We start from the raw sequence: 16,286 nt of genomic DNA, 5'->3' as shown, positions 1-16,286 counted from the left end.
CGGGCGCGAAAGCCGACTCGGCTTTCGCGGGAAATGCTTTAACGCGCCGTTTCGCCTCCCCTTCCCCGCATTCCGAACGAGCCCGCCGCCATGCTGACGATCACCTGCGAAACGCCCGGCCGCCTGATCACCGAGACCCGCGAGAAGCCCGCGCGGGCCGAGGGCGAGGTTCTGGTGCGGGTGCGTCGCATCGGCGTGTGCGGCACCGACCTTCACATCTTCTCCGGCAACCAGCCCTATCTCGCCTATCCCCGCGTCATGGGCCATGAGCTGGCCGGCACGGTGGAGGAAGCACCGGAAGGTTCGACGCTTTCCACCGGGGATGCGGTCTACATCATCCCCTATCTGTCCTGCGGCGAGTGCCATGCCTGCCGCAAGGGCAAGACCAATTGCTGCTCGCGCATCCAGGTGCTCGGCGTTCATCGCGACGGCGGCATGACGGAATATCTGAGCCTGCCGGAGCGCTTCGTCTGCAAGGCCGAGGGCATTTCGCTGGATCAGGCGGCGATGGTGGAGTTTCTGGCCATCGGCGCTCATGCCGTCCGGCGCGGCGCGGTCGAAAACGGTCAGGCCGTGCTCGTCGTCGGCGCAGGGCCGATCGGCATCGCCGTGGCGATCTTCGCCCGCCTGCGCGGCGCGCGCGTCATCATGCTCGACACGCGCGAGGATCGCCTGGCCTTCGCTAGGGCGAATCTCGGCGTCGCCGAGACCGTGAAGGCCGGTGAGGGCGACCGCGAGCGCCTGTCGGAGCTGACCTCAGGCGATTTCTTCGACGTGGTGTTCGACGCGACGGGCAGCCCCAAGGCCATGGAACGCGGCTTCAGCCTGGTCGGCCATGGCGGGGCCTATGTGCTGGTCTCGATCGTCGCCAGCGACATCAGCTTCAACGACCCGGAATTTCACAAGCGCGAAACGACGCTGCTCGGCAGCCGCAACGCCACGCCCGAAGACTTCGAGACCGTGGTCGCGGCGCTGCGCGCGGGCGACGTGCCCTCCGACGCGCTGCTGACGCATGGCATGTCGCTGTCCGAAGTGCCGGAGCGTTTCGCCGGGCTTCTCGATCCGGCAGCCGGCGTTATCAAGGCCATGGTTCGGATCGACTGATCCGCGCTCTCTCCAGTCTGCCTCTTTCCAGCGCCTCGAACTTATGTTCGGGGCGTTTTTTGTTTTGCATTGCACAAACTTTGACCTTGAATAAGGATTGACCAGACCCGTTCAAGCCGTAAGATGTCAGACCAATTACCCTCCGTTTGGACGGCTGATTTGGACGGTCTTCTTCCCCTCCCCCCGATGGATCGGCTGCGCGACACGCTGGATGCGCTCGGCCGCTTCGTGGAAGGGTCGGGCCTCAAAGCCGGTGACCGTCTGCCGGCCGAGCGCGAACTGATGCAGGCGCTGGGGGTCGGGCGCTCCACCATTCGCGAGGCCGCGCGCCAGCTTCAGGCGCTGGGTGTTGTGGAAACCCGCAAGGGAAGCGGCTCCTATCTCCTGCGTCCGATCTCGGCCGCCACCATCCACATGCCGCTGTCGATCACCGCGACGGGTCTGCGCGAAGCCCTGCTTCAGACGCTCGACATCCGGCGCGGGCTGGAAGCGGAAGCCAGCGCGCTGGCCGCCATCCGGCACACGGCGGATGATCTCGCCCGCATGAGCGAGCGTCTGGTCGAGATGGAGCGCGTCCATCGGCTCAACGGCACGGCCGGGCCGGAAGACCTTCTCTTCCACCTGTCGATCTACGACGCGGCCCAGAACCCGCTCTTCCGCCAGCTTCTGGAGCAGATGCGCGAGGCCTTCGAGCGCTTCTTCACCAAGCCCTTCGACCGGCCGGATTTCGCCGGCCGCTCCTTTCCGCTTCACCGCGAGATGTTCGACGCGATCGCCGCGCGCGATCCCGGCGTCGCGCGGGAAAAGACCCTCGCCATTCTCGACATCGTCGAGGAGGACATCAAGGACATGTCGCAATGACCGATGCCGCCGGGCTCGACCCATTCTCGCTGATCGCGGCCCATGACGAGCGCCACGCCTTCGACGCCGTGGTGCCGCCGATCGCGCAGACCTCGCTCTTCACCTTCAACTCCTTCGCCGAGATGGAAGAGACCTATCTCGGCCAGCGCGTGCGCCCGACCTACACGCGCGGCCTCAACCCGACCGTGCGCCTGTTCGAGGAAAAGCTGGCCGCCATGGAAGGCGCGGAAGACGCGATGGGCTTTGCCAGCGGCATGGCGGCCATCTCCTCGACGGTTCTGGCCTTCGCGCAGCCGGGAGACCGGATCGTCGCGGTGCGCCATGTCTACCCGGACGCCTATCGCCTTTTCGAAATCCTCTTGAAGCGGATGCGCATCGAGGTGACCTATGTCGATGGGCGCGACGAGGAGGCCGTCGCCAAGGCGCTGCCGGGCGCCAAGCTCTTCTACATGGAAAGCCCGACGAGCTGGGTGATGGAAGCCCATGATGTCGGCGCGCTGGCGGCGCTCGCTAAGGCGCACGGCGTCCTCACCATGATCGACAATTCCTGGGCGACGCCGGTCTTCCAGCGGCCGATTTCGCTGGGCGTCGATCTCGTCATCCATTCCGCCTCGAAATATCTCGGCGGCCACTCGGACGTCGTGGCGGGCGTCGTCGCCGGCTCCAAGGCGATGATCCGCGAAATCCGAGCGCAGACCTATCCCTATCTTGGGGGCAAGCTCTCGCCCTTCGACGCCTGGCTCCTGATCCGGGGCCTGCGCACCCTGCCGATCCGCATGAAGGCGCATGAGGCGGACGCGCTCAGCGTCGCCCATCACCTGAAGGCGATGGATTGCGTGGACTCCGTCCAGCATCCCGCGCTCGCCAATGCGCTGCCGGCGGGGCTCACGGGCACATCCGGCCTCTTCTCCTTCACCTTCAAGGACGGCGTGAACGTGCCGCGCTTTGCCGACACGCTGAGGCTGTTCAAGCTCGGCGTGTCCTGGGGCGGGCATGAGAGCCTTTGCGTGCCGGGGCAGGTCGTCCTGTCGCAGAACCAGGGGCCGAATTCCGGCCATGCCTTCGGCATCTCGCCGCGCTCCGTGCGCCTCCATGTCGGCCTCGAAGGCGCAGGCGCGCTGAAGGCCGATCTCGACGCGGCCGTCGCCGCCGCTCTCGCCGCCTGATCCCTATCGAAACCGCTATCTCAGGAGACATCGCAGACATGAAACGCACCATCCTCACCGCGTCCCTCGCCTCCTTTCTCCTGACCGGAACGGCGATGGCCGACACGACGCTGAAGCTCACCGAAGTGATCACCAGCCCTTCACGCACCGAGACGCTGAAGGAGATCGTCGCCCAGTTCGAGAAGGCCAATCCCGGCACCAAGGTCGAGATCACCTCGCTGCCCTGGGGCGAAGCCTTCGAGAAGTTCGCGACCATGGTCTCGGCCGGCGAAACGCCCGATGTCATGGAAATGCCGGACACCTGGGTCGCGCTCTATGCCAACAACGGCGCGCTGGAAAACCTCGAGCCCTATCTCGCCAAGTGGAGCGGCACGGCCGATCTGAACGAGCGCGCGCTGGAGTTCGGCCGTCAGGTGGACGGCAAGACCGCCTATATGCTGCCCTACGGCTTCTATCTCGGCGCCATGTTCTACAACAAGAAGCTCTTCGCCGAGGCCGGCGTCGAAGGCCCGCCCAAGACCATCGCCGAGTTCCAGGCGGCCTCCGAGAAGGTTTCCAAACTGCCGGGCAAGTACGGCTACTGCCTGCGCGGCGCGCGCGGCGGCCTGAACGACTGGACGGTGTTCATGAACGCCATCGCCGGCAACAACACCTTCTTCAAGGACGACGGCACCTCGACCTTCGCCGACCCGGACAAGGTGAAGGGGCTCGCTTGGTACATCGACTATTACAAGAAGGGTCTCGCGCCGAAGGACTCTATCTCCTGGGGCTTCAACGAGACGGTGGCCGGCTTCTATTCCGGCACCTGCGCGATGCTGAACCAGGACCCGGACGCGCTGATCGCGATTTCCGAGCGCATGAAGCCTGAGGATTACGGCGTTGTGCCGCTGCCCAAGGGCGAAGCCGGCAAGGCTTTCCCGGTCATCGGCTATGCCGGCTGGTCGATGTTCCAGGCCTCCGAGCACAAGGATCTCGCCTGGAAGCTGATCGAGACGCTGGAAGGCACCGAAGGCAATGTCGCCTGGAACAAGAAGACCGGCGCGCTGCCGGCGCTGAAGTCGGCCGAAAAAGACCCGTTCTATGCCGGCGACAAGTTCAAGGGCTGGTTCGACGAGTTGAAGGACGCCAACACCGTCCCGACCTCGCTGCCGAGCTATCTCGAAGAGTTCGCCTTCTTCAAGGATAGCCTCGTGCCCGCCTCCTCGCAGCGCGCGCTTTTGGGCGAGATCACGCCCGAAGAGATGGCGAAGGAATGGGCCGACTACCTCACCACGGCCCAGCAGAAGTTCCTGGCCAACAAGAACTGACCGTTTCCCTTCTCTCGCGCGGCGGCGGCCATCGCGCCGCCGCGCCTCCTTCACCCCTCCCCAAGGGATGACCAGACTTGACCCACACCGCCGCCAGCCTCGCCCCCCCGAGGGACCGCCGCACGCCGGGCCAGCGCTTCCTGCAGCGGGCCGAGCCCTATCTCTACAGCGCGCCGGCGCTGATCCTGATCCTGGCCGTGATGCTGGTGCCGCTCGCGATCGGCGTGTCCTACGCCTTTCGCGACATGCGCCTGCTCAACCCGTTCAGCGGCGGCTTCGTGGGCCTGAAGCATTTCAACACGCTCTGGACCGACCGCAATTTCTGGCTGGCGCTCAACAACACGCTGGTCTGGACGTCCGTCTCCGTGCTGCTCCAGTTCGTGCTCGGGCTGACGCTGGCGCTGCTTCTGAACCGGCCCTTCCCCGGCCGGGGTCTCGCGCAGGCGCTCTGCTTCTTGCCCTGGGCGGTGCCGACCTTTCTGTCCGGCCTCAACTGGGCCTGGCTTTTCAACCCCGTGGTTGGCCCGATCCCGCATTGGCTGGTGGCGCTGGGCATCATGGACGCGCCGACCAACATCCTGGCCGACCCCCAGCTCGCGCTGATCGGGCCGATCATCGCCAATGTCTGGTGGGGCATTCCCTTCTTCGCCATCACCATGCTGGCGGCTCTCCAGTCGATCCCGCGCGATATCTATGAAGCCGCGTCGATCGATGGGGCCAATCCGGTGCAGCAGTTCTTTTCGATCACGCTGCCGTTTCTGGCACCGACCATGGCGATCACCATTCTCCTGCGCACCGTCTGGGTCGCCAATTTCGCCGATCTGATCGTCGTCATGACGGGCGGCGGCCCGGCCGACCGGACGCAGATCGTGGCGAGCTACATCTTCACCACCGCCTTCCGAAAGCTCGATTTCGGCTATGCCTCGGCGATCTCGCTGGTGCTCTTGGCGCTTCTCCTCCTTTATTCCCTCGCGCTGGTGTCGCTGCGCCAGATGCTCCTGCGGAAGGGCTGAACCCCATGCGCCGCGCCTTCTCGCTCAGTACCGTCGCCCATCGCCTCGCGCTCCTCGCCTTCATCGTCTTCGCGCTGTTTCCGCTCTTCTGGCTGGTGAAGGTCTCGGTGACGCCGAACGACCTCATGTATTCGGAAGGGGTCCGCCTATGGCCCTCGCGCACGAGCTTCGAGCATTTCCGCTTCGTCCTGAAGAACTCGAACTTCCCGCTCTTCTTCCGCAACAGCCTGATCGTGTCGCTTTCGACGGCGGCAATCGTGACTGTCATCGCGGCCTTCGGCGGCTATGCGTTCTCGCGCTTCGAGTTCCGCGGCAAGCTCTGGATGACCGGGCTTCTGCTGGTGACGCAGATGTTCCCGCTGGTGATGCTGATCGCGCCGATCTTCAAGATGCTTTCGCCGCTCGGCCTCACCAATTCGCTGACCGGCCTGATCGTCGTCTACACCGCCTTCAACGTACCCTTCGCCATCTTCCTGATGCAGAGCTTCTTCGACGGCATTCCGAAGGATCTGGAAGAGGCCGCGCAGATCGACGGGGCCAGCCGGTTTCAGGCCTTCCGCGAGATCATCGTGCCGCTCACCCTGCCCGGCATGGCCGCGACGCTCGGCTTCGTCTTCACCGCCGCCTGGAGCGAGTTGCTCTTCGCGCTGATGCTCGTGTCGAAAGTGGACGCCTCCACCTTCCCGGTCGGGCTTCTGTCCTTCGTATCGAAGTTCGGCGTCGATTTCGGGCAGATGATGGCGGCCGGCGTGCTCGCGCTCATCCCCGCCGTCCTGTTCTTCCTTCTCATCCAGCGTTTCCTCGTGCAGGGCCTGACGGCCGGCGCGGTCAAGGGCTGAAAGGTCTCGTCATGGCTGCCATCGACATCCGCTCCGTCTACAAGGCCTATGGCCCGCTCACCATCCTGCGCTCGGTCGATCTGTCCATCCGTTCGGGCGAGTTCATCGTTCTGGTCGGCCCCTCCGGCTGCGGCAAGTCCACCCTGCTGCGCATGATCGCGGGTCTGGAAGAGGTGACGGACGGCGAGATCGCCATCGCCGGCCAGCGCGTCAACGAACTCGCGCCCAAGGACCGGAATCTGGCGATGGTGTTTCAGTCCTACGCGCTCTATCCGCATATGAGCGTCGCCGGAAACATGAGCTACGCCCTGCGCCTGAAGAAGACGCCGAAGGAGCGCATCGCCTCGGCCGTGTCCGGTGCGGCCGACAAGCTCGGCCTGACCAAGCTGATCGACCGCCGCCCCAAGGCGCTCTCGGGCGGGCAGCGCCAGCGCGTCGCCATGGGCCGCGCCATCGTGCGCCAGCCGCAGGCGTTCCTCTTCGACGAGCCCCTGTCCAATCTCGACGCGCGCCTGCGCGAGCACATGCGCGCCGAGATCAAGAAACTGCACCAGTCGCTCAACGCCACGTCAATCTATGTCACGCACGACCAGATCGAGGCCATGACCCTGGCCGACCGGATCGTCGCCATGGAAGGGGGCGAAATCCAGCAGATCGGCTCGCCGCTCGATCTCTACGAGCGCCCGGCTAACCGCTTCGTCGCCGGCTTCATCGGATCGCCCGCCATGAACTTCCTCGACGGCCGCGTGCGGCGTGCGGGCGGCGAGACCTTTCTGGACCTCGGCGAGAACCGCCGGGTGCCCCTTCCCGCCTCCACGGCGGCCACCGACGGCACGCCCGTGACGCTCGGCATCCGGCCCGAGCACGTGCTGGTCGCCGAAGGCTCAGGCCTCGAATGCCCGGTGGAACTGGTGGAGCCGACGGGCATGGGCACGATCGTCCATTGCGATCTCGGCGGCGTCTCGATGAAGGCCTTCACGCCGGGCGTCAGCCGGCTGCGCGCCGGCGACCGCATCCCGATCCGCCTTGCCACCGACCATCTGCATCTGTTTGCGGCGGAAGGTGGGGCTCGCTTGAACTGAGGCGACCGGGCGAGCCAAACATCGCCCCGTAGTATCTCAACCTGCGAGCAGCGCCTTCAGCGCACGCACCGCCCCTTCGTCGGTGCGCCGCTCCGTAGGGCTCGCAAAACCCAGCCGCTCGGCTGCGGGACTGCGAACCGGCAACGGCTTGGAACAGGACGCGTGAACCTCGGTGATCGGCAGGCTTGCTATCAGACCGGGCAACGTTGCGGCCGTGATGCCTGAGCCCGGCATGACGGTGATGCGCCCCTCGGCTCGCTCCATCAGGCGGGCGAGGACGGGCAGGCCGTCGGGCGCGGTGCGCGCGCCGCCTGAGGTGAGAACCCGCTCGAAACCGAGGCCGATCGCGTGATCCAGGGCCGCGTCGAAATCCGGCCCGGCGAGATCGAAGGCGCGGTGCAGCGTCGTTCCGAGCCCGTCAGCCGCGCGCAGGAGACGCTCCAGCAATCTAATATCGAGCCGCCCATCCGGCAGGCCCGCGCCCAGCACGACACCCGCCAGCCCCGCCTCCCGCGCGGCCGCGATTTCGCGCTCCATCAGATCCGCCTCGGCAGGCGAGAAATAGAAATCCCCGGCGCGCGGGCGGATCATCGCATAGACAGGCAACGCCAACGCGCCGGCCATCTGCATGAAGCCAAGCGAAGGCGTCAGGCCGCCCAGCGCCAGCGCCGAACACAGCTCGATGCGGTCCGCTCCGCCGCGCAGCGCCGCGTCCAAGCCGGCCGGATCGTCCACGCAGACTTCGAGCCGGCGCGCCGGGTTGGGCGCCTTGTCCGCAGCCAAGTGGTCGGCCCACAGGCCGCGAACTCGCCCAGGCTGGGCAGGCTCGCCCTCGCTCACAGCGTTTCCGTCACCTTGCGCAGCTTGGCGGGGCGATCCGGGTCGTACCCGCGCCGGCGCGCCAGCGCCTCGGCCATGACGTAGAAGGCGACAATCATCGGGATCGAATCGGTGAGCCCATGGCCCGTGGCGGCAGAGGGCAGGTCGTGTCCTTCGCCCACCGCGAAAACCGCGCCCCCGAAAGCGCGCAAGCGCTCCAATGCGGCGAGGCTCGAGGCTTCGGCCGCGTCCGCCGGCACGAAGGCCAGAATGGGCACATCCGGCCCGACGATCTGCATCGGCCCATGCGCGACCTCGGCAGCCGAGAAGGCCTCGGCATGAAGCCCCGCCGTTTCCTTGCATTTCAGCGCCGCTTCCAGCGCGATCGCAAAGGCCGGGCCGCGCCCGACCGTGAACAGCGAGCGGGCCGTCACGAGCCGCTCCAGTGCCGGCGTCCAGTCCATCCGCGCGCTGCGCAAAATCGCGGCCGGCAGGTCGCGCACGGCGCACTCCAACGCCTCGTCGCCGGTCCAGACGGCCGTGATGGCGGCCGCCGCCGCGACGGACGCGACGAAGCTCTTGGTGGCCGCGACGCTCTTTTCCTCACCCGCATGGAGCGGGATCACGATGTCGGCGCCTTCGGCCAGGGGCGAGTCCGTTCGGTTGAGAAGCGCGACGGCCAGCGCCCCGCCCCGCCGCGCATTGGCCTGAAGGGCGAGAATGTCCGGGCTCTGGCCCGATTGCGAGACGCTGAAGACGACACCGCCCGGCAGGCGCAGTTGCGCGCCATAGACCGAGGCGACCGAGGGGCCGATCGAGGCCACGGGCAATCCCAGGGAAATCTCGACGGCATATTTGAGATAGCTCGCCGCATGGTCCGACGAGCCGCGCGCGGACGTGACGATGGCGGCCGGTGGCATCATGCGAAGTCGCGCGCCGAGATCGGCGATGGCCCGGCCCTCGCGCTCCAGAAGGCGCGCAACGACCTCGGCCGCCTCGTCCGTTTCGCGCCGCATGAAGGTGGTGGTGCTCGCCTCGCTCATGCTCGTCCCCTCACTTCACCGCGCCGACCGACAGGCCGCGCACGAGATAGCGTTGCAGCCAGGCGAAGGCGATGGCCACGGGAATGGTCGCGACGAAGGTCGCCGCCATCACATGGTGCCATTCCACGGTGTAGCGCCCGGCCACCAGCGAGAAGATCTGGATCGGCAGCGTGTAGCTCTCCTGCGTGCGCAGCATGGTGAGCGCGATGACGAACTCGTTCCAGGCGTTGATGAAGGCGAAGATCGCCGTCACCACGATGGCCGGCACGGCGAGCGGGAGAAAGACCGAGACCAGCGTGCGCCAGCGGCTCGCCCCCTCCATCCAGGAGGCCTCTTCCAGATCGCGCGGGATGGTCGCGAAATAGCTCTGGAGCATCCAGACCGTGAAGGCGATGTTGAACGCGCCATAGACGAAGGCGACGGCGCTCACCTTATCGATCAGCCCGGCCCAGGCCACCAAGCGGAAGAGGCCGATGACGAGCACGATGGGCGACAGCATCTGCGTCACGATCAGGAACACGCGAAACGCCCCCTGCCCGCGAAAGCGGAAACGGCCGAGCGCATAAGCCGCCGGAATGGAAACGACCAGCGCCACCAGCGTCGAGACCACGGACACGATCACCGAATTCAACAGCGCCGGTCCGAAATTCGTCGCCTGCCACATGGTCACGAAGTTTTCGAAGGCGAGCCGCGTGGGCCACCAGGTCGGGTTCAGCACCTCGTCCGGCGTCTTCAGCGCGGTGATGATCATGACCGCGAAGGGAAAGAGGCCCGCCACCACGAAGGGCAGGAGGATCAGCCAGCAGACGAGGCTGCGTTTCAGCTTCGAGCCCATCTCACGCCTCCCGCCGCATCGACAGCCGGACATAGATCAGCGTGAACACGAGCAGGATCGCGAACATCACCAGCGACACGGCCGAGGCCTCGCCCAGCTTTCCCAGCCGGAAGCCCATCTTGTAGAGATAGGTCACGAGAATATCGGTCGAGTTCGCCGGCCCACCCTGCGTCGTCGCCCAGATGATCGGGAAGGAGTTGAACACGTAGATCGTGTTCAGGATCATCGCGATATTGAGGAAGGGTTTCAGCAAGGGCAGCGTGATGGTGCGGAACATCGTCCAGCGCCCCGCCCCTTCCAGCGCCGCCGCCTCGTAGAGATCGTCCGGGATCGCCGACAATCCGCCCAGCAGGATCGTGACCGTGAAGGGCACGGTCACGATGATGGCGATGAAGATCTGCATGGGGAAAGCGGTCGAGGCATCCGCCAGCCACTGAATGTTGGTGCCGATGATCCCCAAGCCCATCAGCGCCGAATTCAACATGCCGCTTTCGCCCGACAGCGCCCAGCGCCAGACGATGGCCGTCATGGTCAGCGACACTGCCCAAGGCAGCATCACCAGCACCCGCGCCAGCCCGCGCCCATAAAAATCCTCGTTCAAGACCAGCGACACCGGAATCGCCGTCAACAGCGCGCCGCCCACCACACAGACCGTCCAGACCAGCGTCCGCCACAGGCTCGCGATGAAGTTCGGGTCGTTCCACAGCGCCTCGAAATTCGCGAGGCCCACGAAATCGCGCAACTGCCCGAAGCGATTGACGCTGTGGCTCGCGATCTCCGACAATTCCACGATCGGCCACACCACGATCGCCAGCGCCAGCAAAAGGCTCGGCGCGATCATCAGATAAGGCAAGACAGGCCGCTCGGCGGTCATGGGCGATCCTTGAGGCTGTGGGCATGAAAGTGGCGGGGCTGCCGCCCCGTGCCCCGCCCGGGAACGAGTTCCCGGACCCTTCCTTTCTTTTGGAACCTCTTTTCCGAAGTTGGGGAGGACCAGCGGCCCTCCCCAACTTCGGACATGTGCGCCAAGAGAATGAGGGGTCCAGGGGAAATCATTTCCCCTGGTAGGGGGTGCGGGGGACGGCGTCCCCCGCGTTCACACGCCTACTGCTTCAGGATCGCGTCCGCCTTCTCGGCGGCGGCCTTCAGCGCGGGATTGACCTCTTCCTTGCCGAGATAGATGCTCTGGAGGGCATTGGTGGTGAGGTCGGCGATCTCTTCCCAGCCGGGGATGACCGGCGCGAAGCGGGCGTCCGGCAGGAGGCTGGTGAAGACCTTGAGATCGGCGCTGTCGGTGAAGTGCTTATCCTCAGCTTCTTCCTTCTCGACGGGCAGGAAGCCTTCGTTGACGGTGAAGGCGACGCGCTGCGGCGTCTGGAACAGGTAGTCGAGGAATTCGAACGCCTCTTTCTTGTTCTTGGAATTCTGGAACATGATGATCGAATCGGTCACGCCATAGGTGCCCTTGTCGCCGGTCGGGCCGGCGGGAATAGCGGTGACCCCGTATTTCAGATTCGGCGCTTCGTCGCGAATCTGGTTGGACAGGAAGGGCGCGGTGATGACCATGCCGAGCTTGCCCTGCTTGAAGAGGTTCTGCACGTCCTCGCGCGAATAGGAGGTGACGCCCGGCTGGGTCGCCTTCTCGTCGATCATGCGCTTGTAGAGCTTGGCGGCTTCGGCCGCTTGCGGCGAGGACAGGCCGGACTTGCCGTCCTTCACGATCTCCGATCCGTAGGACCACATGCCGTAATAGTAATAGACGTCGGTCTCGATCTCCTTGCCCTGCAGGCCGAAACCATAGACGCCGTCGCCCAGCGCGGAGATTTTCTTGGCGGCGTCTTCCAGCTGTTCCCAAGTCTTGGGCGCTTCGGCGACGCCGGCCTTCTGGAAGAGGTCCTTGTTGTAATACATGGCGCGCGCGGAGGCCGCGATCGGCAGGCCGTAGGTCTTGCCCTCCATCACCGAGGGAGTGAGGAAGGTCGGGATGAACCGGTCCTTGAAGGCCTGATCCATATAGCCGTCGAGAGGCTCCGCAATGCCTTGGCTGACGAAGTCGAGCAGCCAGCGCGTGCCGATGATGGAGAGGTCGGAATTCGTACCGGCCGAAATGTCGGTGGTCAGCTTCTGCTGGAGGCTGTCCCAGGGCACGACCTCGATCTGGATGTCGGTGCCCGGATGGGCCGCTTCGAAGTCTTTGGCGACCTTCTCGAAATAGGGCCCGGTCTTGGCGGAATATTCCGCCACGGTGACGCGAACGGTGCCGGCCTCGGCTGCGGCCGAAAGGGCCAGAAGCGCGACGCCGGAAAGAGCGAGGCGCGCGGCGCGCGTGGTCCAACGAGATGCGATGCGCATGGGAAACCGATCCTCCTTCGCGGCGCGGACCGATCGTTCGGTTCCCCTGCCGATGACGAAACGCTGTGATGGTTCTCCATGTAAAAAATTTTCGCAAGCCCATTCGTTAGGCAGTTCGTTGAGTTTTTCCCGTTGCTTTTTTTCATTTTGGCGAACAGCATCGCGTTCGTTCCGCTTCCTGCCGTGAGCCTCCATGCCGGATTCCTCCTCTCCCCTCGTTCTGATCACGGGCGCCTGCGGCGGCATCGGCGGCGCGCTGGTGGAGCGCTTCGCCGCCTCCGGCGCTCGGCTGATCTTGTGCGATTTGAGCGAGGAGGCGCTGGCCGGCGTTCAGCATCCCGCAGTAGTCCTGCGCCTCGGCTTCGATCTGGCCGACCCCGCCGCCTGCCGCGAGGCGGCACGGCGCGTGATGGCGGAAGCCGGCGTGCCGGATGTCTTCGTCTCCAATGCCGGCTGGACGCGCGCCGAGACGCTGGAAACGACGGATGACGAGGCGTGGCGGCGGGAACTCGCCATCAATCTCACCGGCACACGCGATCTCGCAACGCCCCTCCTGTCGGCCATGCGCCAGCGAGGCTCCGGGGCTTTCGTCTTCGTCTCGTCGGTGAATGCGCTCGGGCACTATGGCAACCCCGCCTATTCCGCCGCCAAGGCCGGGCTTCTGGCCTATATGCGGGCCATCGCCGTGGAAGCGGGGCCGGACGGGGTGCGCGCCAATGCGGTCTGCCCCGGCTCGGTGCGCACGCAGGCTTGGGACCACCGCTTCGCCGAGAAGCCCGATCTCCTCGGCCGCATCGCGCCGCTCTATCCCATGCGCCGCATGGTGACCCCCGCGGAGGTGGCCGAGTCCGTGTTCTTCCTCGCCTCGCCCGCCAGTTCCGGCATCACCGGCGTAGCGCTTCCCGTGGACGCGGGCCTGTCGGCCGGCAACCCGCCCTTTGTCGACGCGATTTCCTGAAAGGACCGTCATGGCCGAACTCAGCCTTCACGCGCTCCAGAAACGCTACGGACCGCTCGACATCCTGCACGGGCTCGATCTGGAGGTGCGGGACGGCGAATTCATCGTGCTGGTCGGCCCGTCCGGCTGTGGCAAGTCAACCCTGCTGCGCATGATCGCGGGCCTCGACACCGTGTCCTCCGGCGAGCTTCGCATCGGCGGCAAGCGGGCCAACGACCTGCCGCCGCAGAAGCGCAACATCGCCATGGTGTTTCAATCCTACGCGCTGTTTCCGCATATGAGCGTGCGCGACAACATCCTCTACGGGCCGAAGGTGCGCGGTGACGAGCCGGCCAAGACGGAGAGCCGGCTGAAAAAGGCCGCCGACATCCTCAATCTCGGCCCCTATCTCGACCGCAAGCCGGCCCAGCTTTCGGGGGGCCAGCGCCAGCGCGTCGCCATGGGCCGCGCCATCATGCGCGAGCCCGACCTGTTCCTGTTCGACGAGCCGCTCTCCAATCTCGACGCCAAGCTGCGGATGCAGATGCGCACCGAGATCAAGGCCCTGCACCAGACGCTCGGCTCCACCATCGTCTATGTCACGCACGATCAGATCGAGGCCATGACCATGGCGGATCGGATCGTGGTGATGAATGCGGGCCGGATCGAGCAGGTCGGCGCGCCGCTGGAGCTTTACGATCGGCCCGCCAACATCTTCGTCGCCGGCTTTCTCGGCTCGCCGCCCATGAACCTCCTGCCCGCGCGGCGGGGCGGTGACGGGGTACTGGCGCTGGCCGACATGGCCTTCGGCGCAGGCGGCCCTGCCCTGCCGCTCGTCGCGCCTGCCACCGAGGGCACTGACTTCCTCGTCGGTATCCGGCCGGAACGCTTCCGCCGCACGGGCGACGGCGGCTTGCCGCTGAAGGTCGGCGTGGTGGAGCCGACCGGGGCGGAAACCCATGTATATGGCACGATCGGCGAAACGGCCGTGCGCGTCGTCCTGTCCGAGCGCGTGGTGGCACAGCCGGGCGAAATCCTGCCGCTCGCCGTCGCGCCGGATGACTGCCATCTCTTCGAAGCCTCTAGCGGGCGTCGCGTGGAACGGGCGCTCGCCGCGTGAGGCCACGCGAAGGCGCGCGGGAGCCGTCGTCGGCCCCGAGTGCGAGCGCCCATGCGCCCGGCTTCGACATCATCGCCCGGCTGCGCGCGATGACGGAAAGCGGCACCAAGACGGAGCGTCGGCTGGCCGCCTTCGTCCTCACCAACACGCGCCTCGCCTCGACAGGCTCGATTGCGGAGATCGCGGAGCGCTGCGGCACGTCGGAGCCAACGGTCACGCGCTTTGCCCGCGCGCTCGGCTGCCGGGGAACGGCGGATTTCAAGTTCCGGCTGGCGCAGGCGCTGGCCGTCGGCGGCCTCTATCTCGACGCGGACACGAGCCCGCCGCAGGGCGAGCCCGGCCATGCGGCCGACGCGGTCTATGACGGGGCTTCGGCCGCCCTCTCGCGTATCCGCGCCTCCCTTGATCGGGACATGGTGGCCCGCATGGCGCTGCGCCTTGCCAATAGTCGGCGCATCCTGGCGCTCGGCTCGGGCGGCACCTCCTCCATGCTGGCCAAGGAACTGGAAAACCGCCTGTTCCGGCTGGGGCTCGACATCCGGGCCGAGGCGGACGGGCAGATGCAGCGGATGCTCGCCAGCGTCGCCGGCCCCGGCACGGCGGTTCTGGCGCTCTCGGTCTCCGGCCATGGGCGCAGCATCGTGGAGGCCAGCGCCATCGCGCGCTCCTATGGCGCGGAGATCCTCGCCATCACCGCCCCCGGCTCGCCGCTGGCGCGCGGCTGCGACATGCTCCTGCCCTTCGAGAATGTCGAGGACGGCAATCTCTACAAGCCGAGTTCCAGCCGCTACGCGCTTCTGGCGCTGGTGGACATTCTCGCCCTTTCCACCGCCGAGGCGATCGGCCCCCGCATGTTCGAAGGGCTGCGGCGCATCCGGCAGAACCTCAACGCCCATGCCGCGCCCGATCCGGCGCTGCCGATCGGAGATTGATCTCCATGCCGCCCGTGTCCTCGTGAAGACGCGCAGCCGCCTTCGCGGACGCCCCCATCTGACAAGGAACCTTTGATGCTCTCGACCGAGAACCCCTTTCCGCCCGGCGATGCCGACCGCCACACGCTTTGGCAGATGCTGGTGGAGCGGGACATCGACGCGTTTTTGGCCGCCGACTGGTCCCTGGTGGATGGCGATTTCGCGCATGACCGCTTCTTCGGCCTCCATGCGCACAAGTCCGAAATCCCCGATTCCTGGCGTCTCGCCTTTCCGACGCTGGAATCCTACCGCGACGAGTGGCTGCGCCAGGCCGAGGCCGCCAAGCTCACCCGCTATGCCGAGCCCGTGCGCGAGGCCTTGTTCCGCGCCACGAACCTGCGCGACATCGACATTTCGGGCGACCGTGCCGTCGCGCACAAGAAGTTCGACGGCACTTTGGCGCTGGAAGGCGGCGGCGTCGAGGTCCTCAGCTGGCAGACGCTCTATTTCGCGAGCCGCATCAATGGTCAGTGGAAGCTGACGGGCTTCGTCGGCTACATGCCCTTCCCGCTCGGGCGCGCTCGCACCGCATGAGGCAAGGGGCGGTGCCGAAGCCGCCCCGCGTCTTGTCAGGGCTGGCCGCTGCAACCGGCCAAGCCATCGAATCTACGTGGTCGCAACGCTCGCTTCCCGCGAAGCCAGAAGGCACGGAGCAGCCGGCGAGCGCGGCCAGTTCGTCGGTGCGACTTCATAGAACGGTGCGAGACGCCTGCGCGGCTGAGGGATGAGACACCGTTCACCACAGGCTGAGCGCGACGCGGCTCGGCCTTTTGCATTCACAAGGTAATCCGCACCTTCCGTTGCACGCCCACAGCGCCAAACGGCTGCGGCTTCCAC

At 66.2% G+C, this 16,286-nt stretch carries 16 protein-coding genes; 11 read left to right on the top strand and 5 right to left on the bottom strand.

The window, feature by feature from the left end; all coding sequences use genetic code 11:
- Window positions 1-90: 90 nt before the first annotated feature.
- The 7 genes from NS365_RS16920 to NS365_RS16890 all read left to right on the top strand — a co-directional run bounded on the left by NS365_RS16920 (window position 91) and on the right by NS365_RS16890 (window position 7,372).
- Window positions 91-1,104, top strand: coding sequence for a zinc-binding alcohol dehydrogenase family protein (locus NS365_RS16920; RefSeq protein WP_058601479.1), 1,014 nt, complete (start codon window positions 91-93; stop codon window positions 1,102-1,104).
- 186 nt (window positions 1,105-1,290) lie between these two features.
- Complete coding sequence (locus tag NS365_RS16915; RefSeq protein ID WP_082684671.1) at window positions 1,291-1,965, top strand: FadR/GntR family transcriptional regulator; 675 nt, start codon at window positions 1,291-1,293, stop codon at window positions 1,963-1,965.
- Window positions 1,962-3,131, top strand: a complete 1,170-nt coding sequence (locus NS365_RS16910) for a PLP-dependent transferase (RefSeq protein ID WP_058601477.1) — start codon at window positions 1,962-1,964, stop codon at window positions 3,129-3,131. The genes NS365_RS16915 and NS365_RS16910 overlap by 4 nt, the downstream gene beginning before the upstream one ends.
- 38 nt (window positions 3,132-3,169) lie before the next feature.
- Window positions 3,170-4,438, top strand: coding sequence for an ABC transporter substrate-binding protein (locus NS365_RS16905; RefSeq protein ID WP_058601476.1), 1,269 nt, complete (start codon window positions 3,170-3,172; stop codon window positions 4,436-4,438).
- A 77-nt stretch (window positions 4,439-4,515) separates the two neighbouring features.
- Window positions 4,516-5,451 (top strand): carbohydrate ABC transporter permease, encoded by a 936-nt coding sequence (locus NS365_RS16900; RefSeq protein ID WP_058601475.1) that lies wholly within the window; start codon window positions 4,516-4,518, stop codon window positions 5,449-5,451.
- Between the two features lie 5 nt (window positions 5,452-5,456).
- Window positions 5,457-6,290, top strand: a complete 834-nt coding sequence (locus NS365_RS16895) for a carbohydrate ABC transporter permease (RefSeq protein ID WP_058601474.1) — start codon at window positions 5,457-5,459, stop codon at window positions 6,288-6,290.
- An 11-nt stretch (window positions 6,291-6,301) separates the two neighbouring features.
- On the top strand, window positions 6,302-7,372 hold the full coding sequence (locus NS365_RS16890) for an ABC transporter ATP-binding protein (RefSeq protein ID WP_058601473.1): 1,071 nt from the start codon (window positions 6,302-6,304) through the stop codon (window positions 7,370-7,372).
- A 36-nt stretch (window positions 7,373-7,408) separates the two neighbouring features.
- On the opposite strand, the gene NS365_RS16885 is transcribed toward NS365_RS16890, so the two are convergent.
- From NS365_RS16885 to NS365_RS16865, 5 genes are all read right to left on the bottom strand, one after another.
- Entirely contained in the window at window positions 7,409-8,155 is a 747-nt protein-coding gene (locus tag NS365_RS16885; RefSeq protein ID WP_058601551.1) for a copper homeostasis protein CutC, read from the bottom strand.
- 53 nt (window positions 8,156-8,208) lie between these two features.
- On the bottom strand, window positions 8,209-9,234 hold the full coding sequence (locus tag NS365_RS16880; RefSeq protein ID WP_058601472.1) for an SIS domain-containing protein: 1,026 nt from the start codon (window positions 9,232-9,234) through the stop codon (window positions 8,209-8,211).
- A gap of 10 nt (window positions 9,235-9,244) precedes the next feature.
- The gene (locus NS365_RS16875) at window positions 9,245-10,069 is read right to left on the bottom strand and encodes a carbohydrate ABC transporter permease (RefSeq protein ID WP_058601471.1); all 825 of its coding nucleotides are present in this window, start codon (window positions 10,067-10,069) and stop codon (window positions 9,245-9,247) included.
- A gap of 1 nt (window position 10,070) precedes the next feature.
- On the bottom strand, window positions 10,071-10,943 hold the full coding sequence (locus NS365_RS16870; RefSeq protein WP_058601470.1) for a carbohydrate ABC transporter permease: 873 nt from the start codon (window positions 10,941-10,943) through the stop codon (window positions 10,071-10,073).
- Between the two features lie 230 nt (window positions 10,944-11,173).
- Window positions 11,174-12,421 (bottom strand): ABC transporter substrate-binding protein, encoded by a 1,248-nt coding sequence (locus NS365_RS16865; RefSeq protein WP_058601469.1) that lies wholly within the window; start codon window positions 12,419-12,421, stop codon window positions 11,174-11,176.
- Between the two features lie 193 nt (window positions 12,422-12,614).
- Between NS365_RS16865 and NS365_RS16860 the strand changes: the two genes are divergently transcribed.
- The 4 genes from NS365_RS16860 to NS365_RS16845 all read left to right on the top strand — a co-directional run bounded on the left by NS365_RS16860 (window position 12,615) and on the right by NS365_RS16845 (window position 15,983).
- Entirely contained in the window at window positions 12,615-13,379 is a 765-nt protein-coding gene (locus NS365_RS16860) for an SDR family oxidoreductase (protein WP_058601468.1), read from the top strand.
- 10 nt (window positions 13,380-13,389) lie between these two features.
- Window positions 13,390-14,478: an ABC transporter ATP-binding protein gene (locus NS365_RS16855; protein WP_058601467.1), complete on the top strand. Its 1,089-nt coding sequence runs from the start codon at window positions 13,390-13,392 to the stop codon at window positions 14,476-14,478.
- 68 nt (window positions 14,479-14,546) lie between these two features.
- Window positions 14,547-15,410, top strand: coding sequence for a MurR/RpiR family transcriptional regulator (locus tag NS365_RS16850; RefSeq protein ID WP_275477563.1), 864 nt, complete (start codon window positions 14,547-14,549; stop codon window positions 15,408-15,410).
- Window positions 15,411-15,485: 75 nt separating this feature from the next.
- Window positions 15,486-15,983, top strand: a complete 498-nt coding sequence (locus NS365_RS16845) for a hypothetical protein (protein WP_058601466.1) — start codon at window positions 15,486-15,488, stop codon at window positions 15,981-15,983.
- Window positions 15,984-16,286: the final 303 nt, after the last annotated feature.

The sequence above is a fragment of the Aureimonas ureilytica genome, assembly GCF_001475935.1.
Taxonomy (GTDB): Bacteria; Pseudomonadota; Alphaproteobacteria; order Rhizobiales; family Rhizobiaceae; genus Aureimonas; species Aureimonas ureilytica_A.
This window is presented reverse-complemented; position numbering and strand designations above follow the sequence as displayed.